Source organism: Spirosoma taeanense (genome assembly GCF_013127955.1).
GTDB classification, from domain to species: Bacteria; Bacteroidota; Bacteroidia; order Cytophagales; family Spirosomataceae; genus Spirosoma; species Spirosoma taeanense.
This window is the reverse complement of sequence record NZ_CP053435.1, coordinates 389,027-408,824: the sequence shown is the minus strand read 5'-3', so window position 1 is coordinate 408,824 and position 19,798 is coordinate 389,027. Positions and strand designations below refer to the sequence as shown.

The 19,798-nt window shown below is 52.7% G+C and carries 21 protein-coding genes and 1 riboswitch; of the genes, 17 read left to right on the top strand and 4 right to left on the bottom strand.

Features of this window, described 5'->3' with window-relative positions:
- The first annotated feature begins 155 nt into the window (after nt 1-155).
- The 4 genes from HNV11_RS01830 to HNV11_RS01815 all read left to right on the top strand — a co-directional run bounded on the left by HNV11_RS01830 (nt 156) and on the right by HNV11_RS01815 (nt 5,182).
- Nucleotides 156-1,355 carry a hypothetical protein gene (locus tag HNV11_RS01830; protein WP_171738042.1) on the top strand — a complete coding sequence of 400 codons (1,200 nt, stop codon included), beginning with the start codon at nt 156-158 and terminating at the stop codon, nt 1,353-1,355.
- A gap of 50 nt (nt 1,356-1,405) precedes the next feature.
- Complete coding sequence (locus HNV11_RS01825; protein ID WP_240163686.1) at nt 1,406-3,100, top strand: hypothetical protein; 1,695 nt, start codon at nt 1,406-1,408, stop codon at nt 3,098-3,100.
- 16 nt (nt 3,101-3,116) lie between these two features.
- Complete coding sequence (locus HNV11_RS01820; protein ID WP_171738041.1) at nt 3,117-4,079, top strand: sugar phosphate isomerase/epimerase family protein; 963 nt, start codon at nt 3,117-3,119, stop codon at nt 4,077-4,079.
- A 209-nt stretch (nt 4,080-4,288) separates the two neighbouring features.
- On the top strand, nt 4,289-5,182 hold the full coding sequence (locus tag HNV11_RS01815; protein WP_171738040.1) for a sensor histidine kinase: 894 nt from the start codon (nt 4,289-4,291) through the stop codon (nt 5,180-5,182).
- 27 nt (nt 5,183-5,209) lie between these two features.
- Here the strand turns inward: HNV11_RS01815 and HNV11_RS01810 are convergent, their stop codons facing one another.
- Nucleotides 5,210-6,352 (bottom strand): App1 family protein, encoded by a 1,143-nt coding sequence (locus HNV11_RS01810; protein WP_171738039.1) that lies wholly within the window; start codon nt 6,350-6,352, stop codon nt 5,210-5,212.
- Nucleotides 6,349-6,948 carry a TIGR04282 family arsenosugar biosynthesis glycosyltransferase gene (locus tag HNV11_RS01805; RefSeq protein ID WP_171738038.1) on the bottom strand — a complete coding sequence of 200 codons (600 nt, stop codon included), beginning with the start codon at nt 6,946-6,948 and terminating at the stop codon, nt 6,349-6,351. Before HNV11_RS01805 ends, HNV11_RS01810 begins: the two co-directional genes overlap by 4 nt.
- Nucleotides 6,949-7,070: 122 nt before the next feature.
- Here HNV11_RS01805 and HNV11_RS01800 point away from each other — a divergent pair, with 122 nt between their 5' ends.
- From HNV11_RS01800 to HNV11_RS01740, 13 genes are all read left to right on the top strand, one after another.
- Nucleotides 7,071-7,439: a Rid family detoxifying hydrolase gene (locus HNV11_RS01800; protein ID WP_171738037.1), complete on the top strand. Its 369-nt coding sequence runs from the start codon at nt 7,071-7,073 to the stop codon at nt 7,437-7,439.
- A 113-nt stretch (nt 7,440-7,552) separates the two neighbouring features.
- The gene (gene gltX / locus HNV11_RS01795; RefSeq protein ID WP_171738036.1) at nt 7,553-9,091 is read left to right on the top strand and encodes a glutamate--tRNA ligase; all 1,539 of its coding nucleotides are present in this window, start codon (nt 7,553-7,555) and stop codon (nt 9,089-9,091) included.
- A gap of 257 nt (nt 9,092-9,348) precedes the next feature.
- Nucleotides 9,349-9,451: riboswitch (TPP riboswitch) on the top strand.
- Nucleotides 9,452-9,516: 65 nt separating this feature from the next.
- Nucleotides 9,517-10,323 carry a hydroxyethylthiazole kinase gene (gene thiM / locus HNV11_RS01790; protein WP_171738035.1) on the top strand — a complete coding sequence of 269 codons (807 nt, stop codon included), beginning with the start codon at nt 9,517-9,519 and terminating at the stop codon, nt 10,321-10,323.
- Nucleotides 10,320-10,952 carry a thiamine phosphate synthase gene (gene thiE, locus HNV11_RS01785; RefSeq protein ID WP_171738034.1) on the top strand — a complete coding sequence of 211 codons (633 nt, stop codon included), beginning with the start codon at nt 10,320-10,322 and terminating at the stop codon, nt 10,950-10,952. Before thiM ends, thiE begins: the two co-directional genes overlap by 4 nt.
- A 32-nt stretch (nt 10,953-10,984) precedes the next feature.
- A protein-coding gene (locus tag HNV11_RS01780; RefSeq protein WP_171738033.1) for an IS5 family transposase occupies nt 10,985-11,736 on the top strand; the annotation gives its coding sequence in 2 pieces (ribosomal slippage) (nt 10,985-11,300 and nt 11,300-11,736; 753 coding nt in all).
- 26 nt (nt 11,737-11,762) lie between these two features.
- On the top strand, nt 11,763-12,569 hold the full coding sequence (gene thiD / locus HNV11_RS01775) for a bifunctional hydroxymethylpyrimidine kinase/phosphomethylpyrimidine kinase (RefSeq protein ID WP_171738032.1): 807 nt from the start codon (nt 11,763-11,765) through the stop codon (nt 12,567-12,569).
- A gap of 10 nt (nt 12,570-12,579) precedes the next feature.
- A complete protein-coding gene (tenA, locus tag HNV11_RS01770) occupies nt 12,580-13,230 on the top strand; it encodes a thiaminase II (protein WP_171738031.1) in 651 nt (216 codons plus the stop codon).
- Nucleotides 13,231-13,343: 113 nt separating this feature from the next.
- The gene (locus HNV11_RS01765; protein WP_171738030.1) at nt 13,344-14,066 is read left to right on the top strand and encodes a hypothetical protein; all 723 of its coding nucleotides are present in this window, start codon (nt 13,344-13,346) and stop codon (nt 14,064-14,066) included.
- Nucleotides 14,067-14,206: 140 nt separating this feature from the next.
- Nucleotides 14,207-14,500 carry a hypothetical protein gene (locus HNV11_RS01760; protein WP_171738029.1) on the top strand — a complete coding sequence of 98 codons (294 nt, stop codon included), beginning with the start codon at nt 14,207-14,209 and terminating at the stop codon, nt 14,498-14,500.
- A 151-nt stretch (nt 14,501-14,651) separates the two neighbouring features.
- Nucleotides 14,652-15,431: a TIGR00266 family protein gene (locus HNV11_RS01755; protein ID WP_171738028.1), complete on the top strand. Its 780-nt coding sequence runs from the start codon at nt 14,652-14,654 to the stop codon at nt 15,429-15,431.
- 58 nt (nt 15,432-15,489) lie between these two features.
- Nucleotides 15,490-15,780 carry a hypothetical protein gene (locus tag HNV11_RS01750; RefSeq protein WP_171738027.1) on the top strand — a complete coding sequence of 97 codons (291 nt, stop codon included), beginning with the start codon at nt 15,490-15,492 and terminating at the stop codon, nt 15,778-15,780.
- Between the two features lie 93 nt (nt 15,781-15,873).
- Nucleotides 15,874-16,461: a gliding motility lipoprotein GldD gene (gene gldD, locus HNV11_RS01745; protein WP_171738026.1), complete on the top strand. Its 588-nt coding sequence runs from the start codon at nt 15,874-15,876 to the stop codon at nt 16,459-16,461.
- A 39-nt stretch (nt 16,462-16,500) separates the two neighbouring features.
- Nucleotides 16,501-16,929, top strand: coding sequence for a c-type cytochrome (locus HNV11_RS01740; protein ID WP_171738025.1), 429 nt, complete (start codon nt 16,501-16,503; stop codon nt 16,927-16,929).
- 17 nt (nt 16,930-16,946) lie between these two features.
- Here HNV11_RS01740 and HNV11_RS01735 read toward each other — a convergent pair whose 3' ends face one another.
- Both HNV11_RS01735 and HNV11_RS01730 read right to left on the bottom strand, forming a co-directional pair.
- On the bottom strand, nt 16,947-18,881 hold the full coding sequence (locus tag HNV11_RS01735; protein ID WP_171738024.1) for a polysaccharide biosynthesis protein: 1,935 nt from the start codon (nt 18,879-18,881) through the stop codon (nt 16,947-16,949).
- A gap of 260 nt (nt 18,882-19,141) precedes the next feature.
- The gene (locus tag HNV11_RS01730) at nt 19,142-19,654 is read right to left on the bottom strand and encodes a DUF2480 family protein (RefSeq protein ID WP_171738023.1); all 513 of its coding nucleotides are present in this window, start codon (nt 19,652-19,654) and stop codon (nt 19,142-19,144) included.
- Nucleotides 19,655-19,798 lie beyond the last annotated feature (144 nt).

Below are 19,798 nucleotides of genomic sequence, written 5' to 3'. Positions count from 1 at the left end.
GTGTCCCGCTTACTCAGGTCACCACCGATGCGTAAATCGATGCGGGCGACTAGATAAACCAATGCTTTAGACGTGTAAATTGAGCAGGCAAAAACGAACGTGGTCTAAATCATTCCGAACCAGTCCGCATCCTTGCCTAAAACCTGCCTCTTTTTATGCAATCGATTCCGCGCTCAACAATTCCGGTGTATATCTACGCCGTGGTGTTCTCGTCACTTTGCGTAGTGATGGGCCTGCTCTGGGATATCATGTGGCACATGAGCATCGGTCGCGACGGGCTGTTTGCTCCTCCGCACGTTGTCATTTACGTTGGGGCCGTCGTAGCCGGGCTGTTTTCGGCCTACCGGATTCTGAACCTGACGTTCACCCGCAACCACCCCGGTCGCACTGCAGCCGTTCCGTTCTGGGGCGTGTTCTTTGGGCCTTTAGGCGCCATGTTCTGCGTATGGGGGGCGCTGGCCATGCTGACCTCGGCGCCGTTCGACGACTGGTGGCATAACACGTATGGCCTCGACGTGCAAATCCTGACGCCACCCCATACCATTCTGGCCATTGGCATTATGACCCTGCAATTCGGGGCGATGGTGGGCGTTCTGGCCCTGCAAAACCAGTACCGGCAGACTGCCGTTTCCGCCACCAATACGGAGCGCCCAGCACGGGCTAGGCGGCTAAAATGGCTCTTTGCCATAGCGGCCGGCCTTCTGCTGACGATGCTTTTCTCACTGGCTTCGGAGTCAATGGGCATGTGGGAATCCCACCATTCGGAGTATTACGTCACGGCGGCCATCGTGTTCCCGTTTTATCTGCTGGCGGTTGGTCGGGCCTCGCTGCTCCGCTGGCCCATTACGACCATTGCCGCCGTTTACATGCTGGCGCTGGCGCTGCCAAGCTGGGTCATTCAGAATTTTCCGGCTACACCCCGGCTTGGGCCGGTCCTGAATCCAATTACGCACTACCAGCCTTTTCATTTTCCGATGCTGCTGGTTGTGCCGGCCCTGGTTCTCGACTGGCTCATGCACCGTTTCGAAAAATCCAGTGCCGATGGCCACCGGCTCAATGACTGGCTACTGGCCGGTCTATACGCTCTGGCGTTTATGGTCATGCTGCTAGCGATACAATGGCCGTTTGGCGAATTCTTGCTCACGTCTCCTTACGCCCGGAACGGCGTCTTTTTATCTTATTCCTGGACGTATGACAGCCCGCCCGACTGGGAATACCGTTACGCGTTCTCGCCCCGGAAGTTACAAACAGCTGCCGACTTCTGGCGGGGCTACGGGTGGTCGCTGCTATATGCAGTGATTTCGGCGCGGATCGGTCTATTGTGGGGCAACTGGATGCAGCGCGTCCAGCGCTGACGTTCGTCCGGGCAATTCAACCATTGGCTGACTCTTTTCCCAGAACCACCATGCAAACACAAATTCACCGATTTCTTCTGGTAAGCTGTTGCCTGCTGATGGCATCTATTTCGCTGGGCCACGTGGGTAGCTCGGGCGTTATTGTGCAGAAACAGGCCGGAAAATATGCCCTGCTGATTAGCATTCGTCCGCCTGATGTGGTGCCGGGTACGGCAGTTGTTACTGTGTTTGTCGAGCAGGGACGTGTCAGTCAGATTGGTGGCCGCCCTGTTTATTTTCGCTCGGGCGATAAGGGTGCGCCAACGCGCGATATCCTGACCGCAACGGCTGCCAACCGATTCGAGGGCGATCTTTGGCTGATGGACTCCGGCTCGTCGAGTGTTGAGCTGACCATCGACGGCCCCGATGGCCACCAGCAGATAATTGTACCCATCATGGCTGTAGCCACCGCCCTGCGCGATATGCCCGAGGGTACGGGCTGGGGCCTGGCCGCCATGGGGTTACTGTTGGTGATCATGCTCGTTACGATCATCGGTGCCAGCAATGCCGATGGCATTTTCGCCCCCAGTCAAACGTCCGTCCAGACGCTTCGCCGTCGGCGGCTCGCGGGTATGGGCATTGGTCTGGTCGTGGTAGTTCTGATTCTGGTCGGCTGGCGATCCTGGTGGACCAGTGAAGCCGAAATTTACCGCAATGAACAGCTGTATCGGCCAACGCCCATTCAGGCTACCGTAGCAGGCTCAGGTGCGAATCGGCAGCTCAGCATCCAGATTGACACAACCGGCTTCGGCGCAAACCGGCAGCGCCACCCGCTGCTGAGTTACGTCCTGCCCGATCACGGAAAACTCATGCATACCTTTCTGGTTCGCATGCCGGGGCTGGATGCCTTTGCGCACCTGCACCCCGACCGGCGCGACACCCTTCGCTATGAAGCCGTTCTGCCCGAGTTGCCAGGCGGCAAATACCTGCTCTACGCCGACGTGGTGTATCGAAGTGGCTTTGCCGAAACGATGACCGATACGGTAGAATTACCGGAGATGCCCGCTTTTACGGCTATGAACGCCACCGTGCCCCGAACCCCATCCGCTATACGTCCGATGCCGGATCCGGATGACAGCTGGCTCGTGGCTAAGCCGATGGGTGTCCGGGCCAACGCCGTTAATATGCCGCATCTGGATAACGACATGGTGGTTTGTGGCAAACCCGGTGCCAGCACGCGGCTTGCTGATGGCGCTACCATGTTCTGGATGGATAAACCCAAGCAGGTACTCGAAGCGGGCCAATTGTATACTTTAAAGTTTGCCGTGGCTGATGCGCAGGGTAAAGCGGCTCCGCTCGAACCGTATCTGGGTATGAGTGGTCACGCGGCCATTATCCGGTCAGATGGTTCCGTGTATATTCACCTGCATCCGGTCGGAACTTACTCCATGGCAGCCGAAGGGTCGTTGGTGAGCCGACTGGCCGACACCTCCCGGACGTTCCGTTATCCGGATGCCAGCCGGTTCCGCGACAGTATTGACGCCTACGTAACGAAGCTTAAAACCTTGCCCGAAGCTGACAAAAACCGCCTGTTGATGGCATCCATGCCCGCGGGTATGACCCATCCGATGAAGATCAACAACATGGTGCAGTTTCCGTATGCATTCCCCCGGGCTGGCCACTACCGCATCTGGGTGCAGGTCAAACGGAACGGGCGTGTCCTGACGGGCGTATTTGATACCCAGGTAAACGAACCCTTGCTTTAGTCAATTTATTAGATTCATGTCTGAATTCAACCTAAATCGTCGCCAGACCCTGGCCGCCCTGACTGCCTCCGTTGGCGCTTCCTTGTTCCCATCTTCGCCTGCCTCCGCGACTACACCGTCTGCGGTTTCGGCGGCTGACCCGGCACCGTTTACGCTCTGCCTGAACATGAGCACCATCCGGGGCCATAAACTTGGTTTTGTAAAAGAGCTGGAAACAGCCTCAAAAGCCGGATTCCGCTCGGTCGAGATCTGGATCGATACCCTGCAGGACTACCTCAAAAACGGGGGAACGGCCGCCAGCGCCCGGCAACTACTGGCCGATCTGGGCCTGCGCGTAGAAAACGCCATTGGCTTTGCGCCCTGGATTATCGACGACCAAGCCGCGCGGGCCAAAGGCTTGGACCAGCTGAATCGCGAGATGGAAATGCTGGCTCAGATCAACTGCCGACGCATTGCCACTCCACCCGTGGGTGCTCAGACACCCAAGGACCCGATCATTGATCTGCACAACGTGGCGGAGCGTTACCGGGCAGCCCTCGAACTGAGCGATCAGACCGGCGTGGTTCCCCAACTGGAACTGTGGGGTTTTTCTAAAAACCTGAACCGCCTGAGCGACGTCATGTTTGTAGCCGTTGAGAGTGGGCATCCATCAGCCCGGCTTCTGCTGGATATTTACCACCTCTACAAAGGAGGCTCCAGTGCTGCCAGTCTGCCGCTGGTTGGGAAGCCCGCCATTGAGGTTTTCCACGTAAATGACTACCCGGCAAACCTGCCCCGCGAAACCATCACTGACGCCGACCGGGTATTTCCGGGCGAAGGTGTTGCGCCGATTCGGGAGACGTTGAAGCTGATAAAAGCGCCGGGCAAATCGATCGTGCTCTCGCTCGAAGTATTCAATAAAAACTACTACGCCCAGGATGCCGCGACAGTCGCAAAAACGGCATTTTCTAAAATGAAAACGATGGTAGCAGGCGTGTAAAACAGTAAGCGTAAATCCCGATAACGTAACCGTTTACGACTTCAGCTTTACGCTTAAGCCAGATTGCTTACAAATAGCTTTCGTTTAATAGCCTTTAGTATCCACACCTTCAAACTATACACATAACCACCTGATAAATAAGCAGTTCAAGACGAATTCGATCCTATAATTTGCGGCAATCATTACCGTAGCTAGTTTTTGGCTTTTGTATGTTGGCTGACCGCTTGTTCGCGCCCGATCCGGGCGGTGCGTTTCCTGAAATCGACTCATTGGCGTGGAGCCTGACGATCGGTGTCGTGCTGCTCATGGGTGCAGTTGCCTGGAGTTTCGCCCGGATCAAGCGCCGTCAGCAGCAGATGGAACTCGCTTTTCGCCGGCAGGAAGCTGCGCACCAGCAGGAGATTAACGACATCCAGAACCGGTTCCTGACGAACCTCACTCACGAGTTTCGCACTCCGCTGACGCTTATCCTGACGCCGACTGAACAGTTGCTGGCCGAAGCAGCGGATGAACATCAGCGTAAACGGTTAACGTCCATCTATCGAAACGCGCACCACCTGCTGCGACTTGTCAATCAGCTCCTCGACCTGTCGAAGATCAAGACCGGTAGCCTGACTGTTCACCTGACGGAAGGAAACCTGAGCGAATTTATTAGCCAGACGGTGCAGAGCTTTCAGGCAGCGGCTGAACAGCGCGGGCTGCACCTTGCCTATCAGGGATGCCTGAAGAATCAGTATATCTTCGACGCGGAGAGCACTGGAAAAATTACGTATAACCTGATTACAAACGCCCTTAAATTTACCAGGCCCGGCGGGCAGATTACCGTTGACCTACAGGAGCAAACGGAAGGGATTCGGCTTACAGTAACCGATACGGGGGTTGGTATTCCGCCCGCTAAGTTGCCCAACATCTTCGAGCGCTTTTACCAGGTTGACGGTTCCTCAACGCGACCTCATACCGGCACCGGTATCGGCTTATCGCTGGCCAATGAGCTGGTCCGGCTGCTTAATGGACGCATTACGGTAGTGAGTGAAGAAGGACGCGGCACTACCTTTGAAGTAACACTCCCTTTTCAGCCTATGGGCGTTCCGGAAGAGAACTGATTACTTCCTGTTCCAGCGACGCCGGCGTTATTGCACGCCACCTTCTTCATCGGCCCGGCGGTCGGCCCGAATCTCCGGGATAGTATCGGGATCGATCAGCCCCAGCGAAGCCGCGTGTTCGGCCGCAGCAACGGTATCGGAAACAAGCAGCATCGGCACATTATCGGCATTCGTTGCCTGAATCAGTTCCCGAACGGCTTCGTCGCGCCGGTCCTCGACCGATACGTCCCGGATATAGATCGCCTGAATACGTCCCGGATTTTCGCGAACGACCTGCGCGTAGATTTCAGGGTCCTGCTGGCCGCTGTCGCCGATTAGTACAAACGGCAGTTGCGGATTCACATCGAGAACTTTACGTATCATCGCCAGCTTGTGCGTGTGATGACTCGCTGAAGACAGCAAGGCCGGGTCGAAGCCCAGATCACGCAATAGAATTGGCCCCTTGGGAATACCCTGAATCCGGAAGAAATCCACCAGCAGATCGTAGAGATTCCACGGGCTGCTCGATACAAAATAAATCGGGTTAAACAGGGTCGTGACCGGACCGCTCTGCAACGCCCGGTAGAAAGCCGCTACCCCACCGAAAGGCAGGCGCGTGTAAGCATTCCCCAGAAACGTCAACCGGGCGGTCTGGAGGAGATTCGTTGCGCCCGTCACCAGTACCGTATCGTCAATGTCGGAGATAGTCCCAAACTGGCTGTATGGGGGCGAAATCATCAGGTGTCCATCTTTAACGACGGATTCGCCCGTCGGCTGCACGACTCCATCGAGCGAATACCGAACCGGAAACCACGCCCGACCGGGCGGCAGGTCATTCGGCGGATTAATCGTCACTTCGAAATAACCTTCCTCGTCAGTCAGGGCGGTATAGGCCAACCCAAACGCTTCCACCCGTACCGTAACGCCGGGTACTTCATCACTATCAAACCGCTGGTAAGTCGCCAGCAGATTTTGCCAGAAGGTGTCATTATCGGAAGGCGTACTCAGATCCCGTTCGCGCAGTACGCGCCCCTTTAGCCATACCGCCGTCGGGCTACCAAATCCCCGATAATAGACGATTTTATAGGGTTTATGTTTATCCAGCCGCCCAAAGAGCTTGTTTTTTAGTCGGTCAAAGTGTGCTTCGGCTCCGGCCGACGCATTCACAATAAAGTCTTTCCAAGTTGTCATTGTATAGCTTTCTGATAATCTTCCCACTCGTCAATATCGGTCAGTTCCTCCAGCCGCTCGAACGTAAGGCCATTTTGCAGCATAGCCAGTTCGGTAAGCCGACGAAGTTCGGGCTGACTCCAGGGCATATCCTCAAACAGAAACGGATAAAACTGCCGCATGCCCAACAGGTAATAGCCCCCATCGGTAGCTGGTCCAATCACGACATCAGCCGTATCAAGAGCCTTGAACGCCTGGTGAATATGATAGGCGGTGATGGCCAGGCAATCGCTGCCGATGATAACAACCTGGCCTGGGGTTGTTCCATCGCCTTCACCCGCGAATTGCTCCTGAAAGGCGTTGCGCATCCGTTGCCCTAAATCCGCGCCCCCCTGAAGGCGCTTGTCATAGCCATTCCAGCCGTCGTTATCGTTTACAATGTCACCGTAATACACGACCCGATGATACGGCAGCACCTGCGTAATCTGCTGGGTATGCTGCAATAAGTGTCGGTAAATTTGCACAGCCTGCTCATTACCCACCCGGCGGGCAATGCGAGTTTTGACCGTGCCGGGCACTGGGTTTTTAACGAAGATGATCAGGTGCTTGTCAGCCATACGGTGGTTTGGTGGTAACTTTGCGAAAAAATAACGGCTTTCTGAAGACCAGCCATGAGTGGCTATACGTCAGTAATGGCAATGCCCGGTCATAAGCCCGTTGTCAATCCCTATTATAAAACATGAGCAAGCAAATTGTTTATACCGAGCAGGCCCCTGCGCCGATTGGGCCATACAGCCAGGCCGTTAAAATTAACGGGATGCTTTTTGTCTCCGGGCAAGTAGCTATTGAGCTCGCTCCGCAGGGCGACATTCAGGCCGAAACCCAAAAGGTGATGGAAAACATTGGGGCCATCCTGGAAGCTGCCGGGTTAGACTACTCAAACATTGTTAAAAGCAGCATTTTTGTCAAAGACATGAACAACTTCGCGGCCATCAACGAGGTCTACGGTCGATTTTTTACCGCTGAGCCCCCCGCCCGCGAAACCGTAGAAGTCGCGCGCCTACCCAAAGACGTTAACGTCGAAATTTCAGTCATAGCTGTTCAATAAAGAGTGAAAGAATGAAAGAGCGAAAGAGTGTTTGGCTATAACTCACTCTTTTATTTCGCTTCGACGGTTCGATTCGCTCTTTCACTCATTCACTCTTTCGCTCTTTAAAATTTATGTCAAATCCTGTTCGCGTACGGTTTGCGCCCAGTCCGACTGGTCCGCTGCATATTGGTGGCGTACGTACCGCTTTATATAATTACTTATTTGCCCGCAAAATGGGCGGCAAAATGCTCCTTCGAATCGAGGATACCGACCAGAATCGGTTTGTACCGGGCGCTGAAGAATACATCCTGGACGCTCTGCACTGGGTTGGTATTGAAATTGACGAAGGGCAGGGCGTAGGTGGTCCGCATGCTCCCTACCGCCAGTCGGAACGCCGGGAGATTTACCAGAAAGAAGCGCAGCGCCTGGTCGATGAGGGCAAAGCCTATTACGCCTTCGACACGGCCGAAGAGCTGGACGCCATGCGCAAACGGCTCGAAGAAGCCAATGCACCAGCTGCTCAGTACAACGCCATCACGCGGATGCAGATGCGCAACTCGCTGACCATGAATCCCGATGAGGTGAAGTCTCGGATGGACTCGGGCGAGCCGTACGTGATCAGGCTGAAAACACCACGTAAAGAAGAAGTCCGTCTAAACGACCTCATTCGTGGCTGGGTGAATGTGCATTCGTCGGCCATTGACGACAAGGTGCTGTTGAAGTCAGACGGACTCCCAACCTATCACCTGGCCAACATCGTGGACGATCACCTGATGGGCATTACGCACGTGATTCGGGGCGAAGAGTGGTTGCCCTCGGCTCCGCTGCACGTACTGTTGTATCGGTATCTGGGCTGGGAGGACACCATGCCGCAGTTTGCGCACCTGCCTCTGCTGTTGAAACCGGAAGGAAACGGTAAGCTGAGCAAGCGTGACGCAGACCTAGGTGGTTTCCCGATCTTCCCACTGCAATGGACAGACCCGGTTACGGGTCAGGTAGCACGTGGTTTCCGGGAAGATGGTTATTTGCCCGAAGCCACCGTTAACTTCCTGGCGCTTCTTGGCTGGAACCCCGGCACCGAGCAGGAACTGTTCACGATGGATGAGTTGGTTGCCACCTTCGACATTGCGCAGGTTCACAAAGCCGGAGCCCGGTTCGATATTCAGAAAGCGCAGTGGTTCAACCACCAGTACATTCGTCTGCGGCCCGATGCCGAACTAGCCCCGACGGTGCAGCAACAAGCCGAAGCCGCTGGCTTTACGTGTCCGATTGACAAGGCTGAGAAGATTGTCGCCTTGCTGAAAGGCCGGGTCAATTTTGCCCGCGAGATTTTCGACGAAGCAGGCACTATTTTCCACGCACCTGCTACCTACGATGAGGCCGTAATGGCTGCGAAATGGAACGACGATGCCGTACGCGCCGTAACAGCCTTCCATGACGCCCTACAAGGGTATGAAGGCGAGTTCGTCGCCGATTCAATCAAGCACGCACTATCTGATGCCATGCAGCAGGCGGGTATCAAGCAGGGAAAAATCATGCAGGCTATGCGCCTAGCCCTTACTGGATCAGGGGCCGGACCAGACCTCATGCTAACGATGGAAATCATCGGCAAAGCCGAAACAATTCAACGGCTCGAAACGGCGCTGGCAACGTTAAGAGTGAACGCATAGTTTTCTATATTCTAGTGCCGTATTACACTTGTGTTCAAGCAGTAGAGCAGCATTAGAAAGTTATCTCCTGATTTATTAAACGGTATTATTCTCCTCAACCGAATTAATACGCACATACTTTTCGTACCTGCATTTGTTGGATGAAAAGAGTTGGATAACAAATAGTCTAAGGGCATACTGATTAATACGTCTAGCTGGCCAATTCCGACAGTGTTTAATCTAGTTGGCCAGTTGACAAAAATTCCGTTACCTTTGGCGTACAACTTTAGGGGTGTCAGTTCGCGTGTCGGGCTGACTGAGAGAATACCCTTATCACCTGATGCAGTTCATACTGCCGTAGGGAAAAGTTAGCCTCGCTTTACTGGCTTGCCAGATTGCGGTCTTTTCTCCCCTGAGGTTGTCGTATTTCCTTAACGCAACCTGTTATGACCGCAACACCCCAATCCATCTGGAACGACATTGAGCAGATTCGTCTCCAGTCTCCTCTTGTTCAAAGCATCACCAACTTCGTTGTCATGAACAACACGGCGAATGCCCTGCTAGCTCTGGGTGCTTCACCTGCTATGGTACATGCCGAAGAAGAAGTTGACGACTTCATTGCCATTGCCAGTGCGCTGGTTATTAACATCGGCACGCTCGATCAGAACTTTGTAGCAGGCATGAAACGAGCCATGCGTAAAGCCCATGAACTGGGCAAGCCTGTTGTGTTCGATCCCGTTGGCGTTGGTGCCACTAAGTACCGAAACGAAGTGAGTCGGGAGTTAATGGCTTTGGCCGCTCCGACTATCATTCGGGGCAATGCGTCGGAAATTATGGCGCTGGCCGGATTGAATGCGCAAACGAAAGGCGTTGACAGCGTCCATGGCTCCTCAGCGGCACTCGACAGCGCCCGGCAACTCAACGCAGATTTCGGCAGCATAGTGGTCGTTAGCGGGGCAGAGGACTATATTGTTGGAGCCGATCAGGTAGCTACCATAGGGAATGGTCATGCCATGATGACTAAAGTAACGGGCATGGGCTGTACCGCTACGGCGTTGACGGCTGCCTTTGCCGCGGTGAACACCAATTATTTCCAGGCGGCTGTACATAGCATGGCGGTTATGGGTATTACGGGCGAACTGGCTGCGCAACGTTCACTTGGTCCCGGTAGTCTACAACTAAATTTCCTGGATACACTCTATCAGTTGACGCAGCAGGACGTATCGGCGAACCTCAAACTGGGTCAGCTATGAGCGACGCCGTGTATTTAGTCACTGATAGCGTCATCTGTCGGCAGGCGGGCCATACCGTGCCGTTTGTGGTGGAAGAGGCCTGTCGGGCGGGCGTTCGCTGGATTCAGTTACGGGAGAAAGTTATGACGACCCGCTCCTTTGTCGAGCTGGGTGCTGCGCTTAAAGCCATTACACAACGTTACGGTGCCCGGCTGATTATCAACGACCGCATCGATGTGGCGCAGGCGGTTGATGCTGATGGTGTACACATCGGTCAGGACGACATGCCGTATCCACTGGTTCGTTCGCTATTGGGTCCCAATAAACTCATTGGCTTATCCGTCAACAGTATAGATGAACTACTGGCCGCGCAATGCCACTCCGATATTGACTACCTGGGTATTGCTACCATCTTTGCTACCGGCACCAAACTCGACACGGTTAGCCTGCTGGGCCTTCCCGGTCTACAGGACGTTTGCCAGCAAACCCAACTCCCAACGTTTGCCATAGGCGGCATCAACGCCACAACTGTTCAGTCGGTTATGCAGACCGGCGTAACGGGCGTAGCTGTCGTATCTGCCATTTGCGGCCAGGATTCGCCTTATGAAGCCGCCCGTGAACTTATCCAACTAGGGCGTGTTGACAATTAGGTAAATATAGGAATGATTGGGAATTTTGTGCCATGCGTCGCTACGAGATTACGGACCAACAATGGCAACAAATCGCCCACTTACTACCCGGCAAAGTCGGTCATGTGGGCCGTTCAGCCGTCGATAATAGACTATTTATCAATGCGGTAATCTGGATCGCCCGCTCGGGTGCCCCTTGGCGGGATTTACCCGAGCGGTTCGGGCCCTGGAACTCGGTCTACCAACGCTTTCGACGCTGGGCTAAAGCAGGTGTATGGAAAACTGTTTTTGACGAGTTGCAGGAACCGGACTTAGATTGGCTAATGATTGACTCCACGACGGTGCGGGCGCACCAGCATGCAGCTGGTCAAAAAAAAGCGATCCTGCCAGCGAGTGCTTAGGTCAATCGGTGGGCGGCTGGACGACTAAGATTCATGCCGTTGTTGACGCCTTAGGCAATCCTATGCGGCTTATTCTCAGCGTCGGACAGCGAGCGGATATTACCCAGGCGAAGGGTTTATTGACTGGTTATGAAACAGATGCGGTGTTAGCGGACCGAGGCTATGATGCCAACGAATTGATTGATTGGTTAACAGAGTCCCATACGCAAGTGGTGATACCATCCAAAAAGAATCGACTGGCAGATCGACAGATTGACGAAAACTTGTACAAAGAGCGCAACCAAGTGGAACGCTATTTCAACAAGCTCAAGCAATACCGGCGGGTCGCTACTCGCTATGAGAAGACGGCCGTGAGTTTTGCTGGATTCATTTATCTGTCTTCGGCTTTGATTTTATTAGCTTGATTGTCAACACGCCCTAGCGCAATTCAATGAAAACATACACCCGAGTTCTAACGATTGCCGGTTCTGACAGCGGTGGGGGCGCCGGTATTCAGGCCGATCTAAAAACGGTTTCTGCTCTGGGATGCTATGGACTATCGGTCATTACGGCCCTTACGGCGCAAAATACCCTGGGCGTAAGCGGTATTCATTCCGTTCCACCCGCTTTCGTGGCTGAGCAGCTTAAATCGGTGCTGAGCGACATTGGCGTTAATGCCGTTAAAATCGGGATGCTCCACGCGCCCGATATCATCCGGGTCATTGCCGATACGCTGACCGGGTTTGGCGTGCGAACCATTGTAGTTGATCCCGTCATGGTGGCAACCAGTGGCGACAAACTCTTGCAGGACGAAGCCATCGACGCCCTGAAGACGCATTTGCTCCCCCTGGCTACGGTGATTACACCCAATCTGCCCGAGGCCGGTGTCTTGTTAAATCGTCCTTTAAATACATTCACAGATCTGCAGCAGGCAGCCGCCGACCTTGGCCGTCAATATCCCGGTGCGATTCTGGTGAAGGGTGGGCATTTACACGACGCCGAGAGCACAGACCTGCTGTACATCTCCCCTGACGAGCAGATTCTGTTTCCAACGAAACGTATCGACACGCCCAACTCGCACGGTACGGGTTGTACGCTTTCCTCAGCCATTGCGGCAGGCTTGGCCAAAGGTTTCTCCCTTCGCGAAGCAGTTAATCAGGCAAAAACGTATCTCACGGGTGCGTTACAGGCCGGGGCCGCTTATCAGTTAGGGCATGGCCACGGCCCGGTTCACCACTTCTTTTCTATCTGGCAATAAACAACTATCAATGCACTTCACCGATCAACTCTGGCAGCAGATCACGCCTTTGTACGAAACTATCGTGTCGCACGGCTTTGTGCAGGAACTGGCGGCTGGTTCCTTACCCGCACCTAAGTTTCAGTACTACATTCAGCAGGACGCCCTTTACCTGACCGATTTTAGCCGGGCACTGGCGCAGCTGTCCGTAAAGGCATCCGCCCCCGCCGACATTCTACAGTTCACCGAGTTTGCAGCTAATGCGATCCGGGTAGAACGGATTCTTCACGAGACGAATTTTGACCTCTACAACATCCAGCCCGAAACGCAGAAGAAGCCAGCCTGCTTTGCTTATACTAACTTTCTGCTGGCTATGACAGCAACCCAGTCGCTGGCCGTAGGCGCAGCCGCCGTACTTCCCTGCTTCTGGATTTATCGGGAGGTTGGTAAATACATCCACGCTCAATCTCGTGAACGGAATCCCTACCAGGCCTGGATTGACACTTACGCTGGCGACGCCTTCGATCAGGTCGTCGGTCAGATGCTCGATCTAACCGAAAGGCTGGCGAATGAAGCGAGTTCGGCCGAACAGGAAAAAATGCAGGAAGCCTTCGTCCAATCAAGCCGTCTGGAGTGGTATTTCTGGAACGATGCCTACCAGTTGACCGACTGGCTGGTTTAACGTAAATTACGATTTATTTGGGCAGGCGGATAGCGCTATTCGACAAATAGCCGCCAATTTTGCAGGTGCTTTTTAACGTAATGACGAATATTCTCCTCCTCAAAATGACGCTCATGCCTACGATCATAGCGCTTGTCACGCTAGCGATACGAAGGTGGGGGCATAAAATAGGCGGATTGATTGGCAGTATGCCCTGGGTAGCCGGAGCCATCCTACTGTTCTTTATTCTCGAACAGGGTAAGGCCTTTGGTATCCATTCGATTCAGGGGGCCATGACGGGTATCCTGGCCCTGATTAGCTTCAGCCTCAGCTACTCGTCATTTTCCCGCAAATTAACCTGGCTGCCAACGCTCCTGCTGTCGTATGGCTTATACACCGTTACGGTCTTAGTCTTTAATTTTCTTCAACTCAATCTATACCTGAGTTATGCGCTTGTGATCGGGTATGTCCTGCTCGCCTTACGATTTTTCCCCAAGACGTCGGATAAACCCGTAAAAGCCCGGCGCTTACCGTTCGATATTCCTATACGTATGGCCGTAGCTACCTTGTTTGTGCTGGTTGTTACGGGCCTGGCTAGCGTTTTAGGCCCAAACTGGAGCGGCATCTTAACGCCGTTTCCTATTTTGACCTCGGTTCTGGCTATTTTCTCGCATACCCTTCAGGGTAGTAACGCGACCATCGCCATCCTGCGTGGACTTGTCATTGGGTTACTGGGCTTCTCTACGTTTCTTTTCCTGCAAGTCTTTTTACTGCCCCAGTTTTCGGTTGGCGTATCATTCGGACTTGCGTTCATCGTAAACAGCATCATCAACGTTATTGCCAATCGAGTGTGGTGATAAGCATTACCAAGGTCGCTGACGGCAAAAAGCGATTAAACATGTTTCCGGCTGGCGTTGTTAAATCAGGTACTATCCATTGATGGAACTGCGTTTGCCTGTACTTTCGCCCTATCTCTTACCGCATACACCGCTTAATCATGGCTAAGAAAAAAACGAACCCCGACGAAAGTGAGAAACCCCGGGTTCACAAAGAACTCGAAGGATTTGATATTCAGATTAACTCGTTCGGTGAGATCACAACGAGCTTCGACATTGACCGGATCAATCAGTTTCTGAACAAGACCGTAGACGATAAAAAACTTCGCCACCGGACCGATCTGAACCTGAAGGGCGACGCTAATCCGGACGATGACGACGAAAAACCGGACGACGATGAAAAACTCTTCGACGAAACGGATAACGATTTGCCCGATGACGTCAAACCCCGTTAAAAAGCCCGACCCGCTCAAAAGCCCGGTCGGGCTTTTTTTTGGCCGTTTGTCAGAAAATTAACCAAAGAAATGGGTAGAGATACGTAGTTTTCGGCTACAGAAACGGCCCATCTAAACGGCCAATCACTCATCATAAACCCGCTTATTGCCCATGTACTCCCACGAAATTGATTACAAAATCATCGGCGAAGACATTCAGATTGTTGAAATCGAACTGGACCCTAACGAAACTGTCATTGCGGAAGCCGGAGCCATGCTCTTCATGGAGGACGGTATTCAGTTTGAAACCAAAATGGGCGACGGTTCCCAGCCTAATCAGGGGTTCATGGGTAAGCTGCTTCAGGCCGGAACGCGCATGATCACGGGCGAATCGCTGTTCATGACCCACTTCACCAATCGGGGCGTTGGCAGACGGAAGGTCGCTTTTGCCGCCCCCTATCCGGGTACGGTTATGCCCATTAACCTGGGCAATATTTACGGCAATACGCTGATCGTACAGAAAGATGCTTTCCTGTGTGCGGCCCTCGGTACCCGGCTGAGTATCCAGTTCAACCAACGGCTGGGCTCAGGTTTTTTCGGTGGTGAAGGATTCATTCTGGAGAAAGTCCAGGGCGACGGTATGGCCTTTATTCATGCCGGTGGCGTAGTCGTAGAACGAACGCTGAATAACGAAATGCTCCGCGTAGATACGGGCTGTGTAGTGGGCTTTGAGCCAAGCGTTAACTTCGACATTCAACGCGCGGGTGGCCTGAAAAGCATGATTTTCGGGGGTGAAGGCCTTTTTGTAGCCACTCTGCGCGGGTCCGGTAAAGTCTGGATTCAGTCGATGCCGATTTCCAAACTAGTGCAGCGGCTGGCTCCCTACGGTGCTCAGTCTCACAAGGAAGGCGGTTCCGTGCTTGGGCAGTTAGGGAATCTGTTTGAAGACTAACCGGGAATCTCTTCGCCCGATAAACTGTTATCTTTGCACGGTTTAGGAGAGAGAAATTATGGAAGTCATTTGCACCAACGATAGTTTTCCCGCCCCGGTACTGGCCTTTTACGCCGAATTTGGCGTCCAGACGCCCAGGCGCGATCAGCTATATACCGTTCGGCAGGTCAAGCGCCACACAACAGGCGAAACAGGCCTGCTGTTGAACGAAATTCAGAATCCCGACGTACCAGTACGGCATCCGGTAATGGGTGAAGTCTGGTTTGAGCCGACGTTCAACATCAACCGCTTTGCTACGCTGATGGGCCAGCCTGTTCGTCAGGAGGAACTCGAAACGGTGAACTCGTAAACAGACCGCCGATACTTTAGCAGAAGCCCGGCACCAAACCGCCGGGCTTTTTCGTTCTTTTCATTGTCACTCCGCCGACAAGTCCAATTAATTGTGGTAAAGTACGCTGTCTTTCTGCTCATAGGCCTGCTGGCAGCCGCCTGCGGCAACAGCTCATCCGATAATTACGTGCCCAAACCCAAAGGGTACCCACGTCTGGATCTGCCTGAGCCTAGGTATACCCTCCTCGAACCCACGCATCCTTACCAGTTTGAGTACAACAAAGCGGCCCGGATTCTGCCCGATACGTTTGCCCGCTCGGAACCGCACTGGATTTTTATTAACTATCCAGCCTTCCACGCCAGCGTCCAGTTGACCTACAAGCCTGTTCTGAACGATCAGAAACGACTCCGGGCTATGCTCGAGGACGCCTATAAACTGGCCGCCAGGCATAACATTAAAGCTTATTCAATCGAGCAACGTAAAATCAAGCTGAAGTCAGGGCTGGAAGCGAGCCTGATTGATTTATCGGGTGAAGTCCCTAGTCAGGTTCAGTTTGTTACGACTGATTCAACGACCCACTTCCTGCGGGGCGCGTTGTATTTTAACACAGCGACCGAAAATGATTCGTTGCAGCCCGTTATCCAGTACATTCGCAAAGACGTTCTACATCTGCTTAACACCCTCAAGTGGCGCCAGTAAGCCATTCAAAAGTTAACAACCTAATTGATTTGTTCCTGTATGAAACTCCTTCTTAGCGTATTTACCAGTCTGACACTCTCAGTTGCAGCCGCCCAGGCCCAGAGCCCGGCCGCAAAACCTGCCTCTAAACCAGCAGCTGCTCAGATTAAACAGCCCGGCCAGGTGATTTATGAGCAAAACTGTCTGACCTGCCATCAGGCGAATGGCTCGGGAGTACCTAACCTGAACCCGCCCCTGCGCGGAACCGACTGGGTGCTGGGTGACAAAACCCGGCTCATCAACGTGTTGCTGAAAGGATTGCAGGGTCAGGAAATTGAAGGTGAAATGTACGATAACGCCATGCCTGCGCACGATTTCCTGCACGATGGTCAGATTGCCGACGTGCTGACGTATATCCGCAGCAATTTCACCAACAAGGCGTCGGCCGTTACGGCTGAAGAAGTGAAGGCGGTACGGGCAGCTAAGTGAAGCGACACCTGATCACATTATACCGTTGAGCCAGGCTTTACCGACACGTTTGGCGTATCGAGAGCCTGGTATGGCGAGTTATTACTGATGTATTCAGGAATAAACTCTTTGAGAATATTTACCAGACCCAAGTTGTCATCTGCGCGTAACGCAGCTTTTAGGCGGAACATTGCCTGTTGCAGCCAATCGGCGTCGGGCGTATGTAACCGGGCAATTTTTATTTTGGGATGATGCGTTGGCAGGGTCGATTCGGTCGTGTTTAGTAACTCCTCGAATAGCTTTTCGCCCGGACGTAACCCTGTGAATCGCAGCACAACCTCTTTATCAACTTCGTAGCCGGATAATCGAATCATCTGCCGGGCCAGATCAGCGATTCGTACCGGCTGGCCCATATCAAACACGAACACTTCGCCCCCTCTACCCATAACGGCCGCTTCAAGCACAAGCTGGCAGGCTTCGGGGATGGTCATAAAATACCGAATAACCTCTGGGTGGGTAACGGTCACCGGCCCACCCGCTTCAATCTGCCGCTTAAAAATCGGCACCACTGAGCCGCTCGATCCCAGGACGTTTCCAAAGCGCGTTGCAATGAATGCCGTTTCAGAAGTTCCGTTCAGGCTTTGCACATACATTTCGGCAAGCCGTTTAGTTGCACCCATTACGTTCGTTGGGTTGACGGCCTTATCCGTCGACACCATAATAAACTTGCTCACGCCGAACGTAACGGCCAGATCCGCAACGATCTTCGTCCCCAGCGCATTAACTTTTACCGCTTCGTATGGATGGTCTTCCATCAGCGGCACGTGTTTATAGGCGGCTGCATGGAAAACGAACGCGGGCCGATAGGTATCAAAGGTTCGCCGAATTCGCTCGACATCGGTCACATCGGCAATCTGAACTGACAACACGGTACCCGTCAGCTTATCGCCCAGCTCATGACGTAATGTAAAAACAAGGTCGTACAGGGCTGATTCAGCCTGATCAACCAGCACAATCTCGCGCGGCTTGTGGAGCACCAGTTGCCGAACCAGTTCGCTGCCAATGGAGCCGGCAGCGCCCGTAACCAAGGTTACCTGTCCCCGCACAATATCACTTACGGCGGCATTGTCCAGTTGAATTGGTGGTCGCCCGAGCAGGTCTTCAATCCGAACATCGCGAATCTGTCCGGTGCTTAACCGGCCTTTGATCCAGCTTTGAGCCGACGGCACAATCTTAACGCTAACCTGATACTGGATTAGGAAATTGGCAATTTCATTACGTCGACGAACCGGTAACGCATCGATTGCCAGAATTACATCCGGCTTATGCGTTCCCTGCAAAAATAGGGTAGAGGCCTCCCGAAGGCTAAATACCCGAACTCCCTGTACGGTTTTCTGAGTTTTAGCCGGATTGTCATCGATGAATCCCAGTATCCGGTATTTACGAGTCCGGTCATGAAGGAGGGTGTCTTTGGTGTGAATACCCATAGCGCCCGCTCCATAAATCAGCACGGACAGGGACTCATTAGTCGACGAGGTAATCAGCAAGTGGTAGAGATACTTGATGGCGAGCCGTATGCCGATCAGTAATACAACGCAGATAAAGTATTCGATAGCCAGAATAGAAGCTGGAATATAAAGAAAAGGATCATTAAACAATAGTTTGAGCCCGTAGGAACCCAAACCCGCCAGCAGACTGCTTAACGTAACGGCCTGTCCAATCAGCAGCGCATCTTCAACGCTTGTATGCCGGATAATACCCGCAAATGGCCGGATCCACAAAAACACAAAGAACCTGCACAGTAACAGTCCCAGAAAATGATTCCAGTGCCAGTTGGCAAGGTCAACCGTAAAATTGAATCGTAGTGTCCAGGCGAAGAGGAAGGCAAATTTCGTCACTGTCAGATCAAGAAGCAGGACGACTAAGCGTGGCGCAAAGCGATTTGTGACTTCCGCTGACAGCGAATGTTTCATATATAGTACAATATGTATGGTGTGGTAGCAGATCGGAGAATCTGCCTTGTGGATATTTTATCCAACGGGACAAATATAATAATACGCTACGCCTAGGCAAATAATTATGTAACTAATTTTTTACTTGTAGACTAATTGCAATATAGATGTATTCCAAGGTGTCGTCTGAATATTTTATCCGCTCAAAAGTTATTCAGAAACTTATATTAGTTATAAGCCATAAGATCAGAAGTTTTATCTGAAAAGTTTTAAAACTATGGTTACGCTTTTGGCCGCTTATACAGTGGGACTGTGCTGCAGGGTTCACCAAAAAGCAGACTCTGGACAACCGGCCGTAATACCCGTGTCAGTTCAACATAAGCCGACGTTGGAACCGAAACTTTGGAGCAGCCTTTCACAACAACGCGAGCATCACGATAGTCTTCTGGATTAATCTGTGCAATAGCCTCGAAATACAGTTTTTCTTCCAGATCAGTCAGGGTTCCAAATACAGTTGTGTGCGCATAAGGCTGAAGATGCAGCGTCAGCAGCATATACGCCCAGGTAGGCACGATGGCATCTTCCGTACAGGTAATGGCTACGTTCTTACCCGAATACTGGCTCCAGTCGTGCTCTTTCAGAAATCCCCGAAAGTCTTTTTCTTTCAGCATAAGCCCCATGTATAGGTTATCTTTCAGATCGTAAATCAGCCGTTCGCCGGGATGGTACAGGTTTTCAAGATCCAGCGTAATCAGACCGCTGCTGGCGACACGGTTAACAATTTCGGTTTCCATAAAGCCCAGTTAACGTTTGTTTCGAAAACAGCACAACTCGTCCGAAAGGTTCTTTGCGGCCAAGCATTAAAAGTCAAATGAGGTCCGCTTTTTTTGCTACTTTTGTTCTTATATCTAAATACGAACCGCCCTAAACGATTGGCT

What these genes read in the sequence shown, in the direction of transcription:
- HNV11_RS01830 (WP_171738042.1), top strand. Translation starts at nt 156, where the DNA reads ATGCAATCGATTCCGCGCTCAACAATTCCGGTGTATATCTACGCCGTG.
- HNV11_RS01825 (WP_240163686.1), top strand. Translation starts at nt 1,406, where the DNA reads ATGCAAACACAAATTCACCGATTTCTTCTGGTAAGCTGTTGCCTGCTG.
- HNV11_RS01820 (WP_171738041.1), top strand. Translation starts at nt 3,117, where the DNA reads ATGTCTGAATTCAACCTAAATCGTCGCCAGACCCTGGCCGCCCTGACT.
- HNV11_RS01815 (WP_171738040.1), top strand. Translation starts at nt 4,289, where the DNA reads ATGTTGGCTGACCGCTTGTTCGCGCCCGATCCGGGCGGTGCGTTTCCT.
- HNV11_RS01810 (WP_171738039.1), bottom strand. Translation starts at nt 6,352, where the DNA reads ATGACAACTTGGAAAGACTTTATTGTGAATGCGTCGGCCGGAGCCGAA.
- HNV11_RS01805 (WP_171738038.1), bottom strand. Translation starts at nt 6,948, where the DNA reads ATGGCTGACAAGCACCTGATCATCTTCGTTAAAAACCCAGTGCCCGGC.
- HNV11_RS01800 (WP_171738037.1), top strand. Translation starts at nt 7,071, where the DNA reads ATGAGCAAGCAAATTGTTTATACCGAGCAGGCCCCTGCGCCGATTGGG.
- gltX (WP_171738036.1), top strand. Translation starts at nt 7,553, where the DNA reads ATGTCAAATCCTGTTCGCGTACGGTTTGCGCCCAGTCCGACTGGTCCG.
- thiM (WP_171738035.1), top strand. Translation starts at nt 9,517, where the DNA reads ATGACCGCAACACCCCAATCCATCTGGAACGACATTGAGCAGATTCGT.
- thiE (WP_171738034.1), top strand. Translation starts at nt 10,320, where the DNA reads ATGAGCGACGCCGTGTATTTAGTCACTGATAGCGTCATCTGTCGGCAG.
- thiD (WP_171738032.1), top strand. Translation starts at nt 11,763, where the DNA reads ATGAAAACATACACCCGAGTTCTAACGATTGCCGGTTCTGACAGCGGT.
- tenA (WP_171738031.1), top strand. Translation starts at nt 12,580, where the DNA reads ATGCACTTCACCGATCAACTCTGGCAGCAGATCACGCCTTTGTACGAA.
- HNV11_RS01765 (WP_171738030.1), top strand. Translation starts at nt 13,344, where the DNA reads ATGCCTACGATCATAGCGCTTGTCACGCTAGCGATACGAAGGTGGGGG.
- HNV11_RS01760 (WP_171738029.1), top strand. Translation starts at nt 14,207, where the DNA reads ATGGCTAAGAAAAAAACGAACCCCGACGAAAGTGAGAAACCCCGGGTT.
- HNV11_RS01755 (WP_171738028.1), top strand. Translation starts at nt 14,652, where the DNA reads ATGTACTCCCACGAAATTGATTACAAAATCATCGGCGAAGACATTCAG.
- HNV11_RS01750 (WP_171738027.1), top strand. Translation starts at nt 15,490, where the DNA reads ATGGAAGTCATTTGCACCAACGATAGTTTTCCCGCCCCGGTACTGGCC.
- HNV11_RS01740 (WP_171738025.1), top strand. Translation starts at nt 16,501, where the DNA reads ATGAAACTCCTTCTTAGCGTATTTACCAGTCTGACACTCTCAGTTGCA.
- HNV11_RS01735 (WP_171738024.1), bottom strand. Translation starts at nt 18,881, where the DNA reads ATGAAACATTCGCTGTCAGCGGAAGTCACAAATCGCTTTGCGCCACGC.
- HNV11_RS01730 (WP_171738023.1), bottom strand. Translation starts at nt 19,654, where the DNA reads ATGGAAACCGAAATTGTTAACCGTGTCGCCAGCAGCGGTCTGATTACG.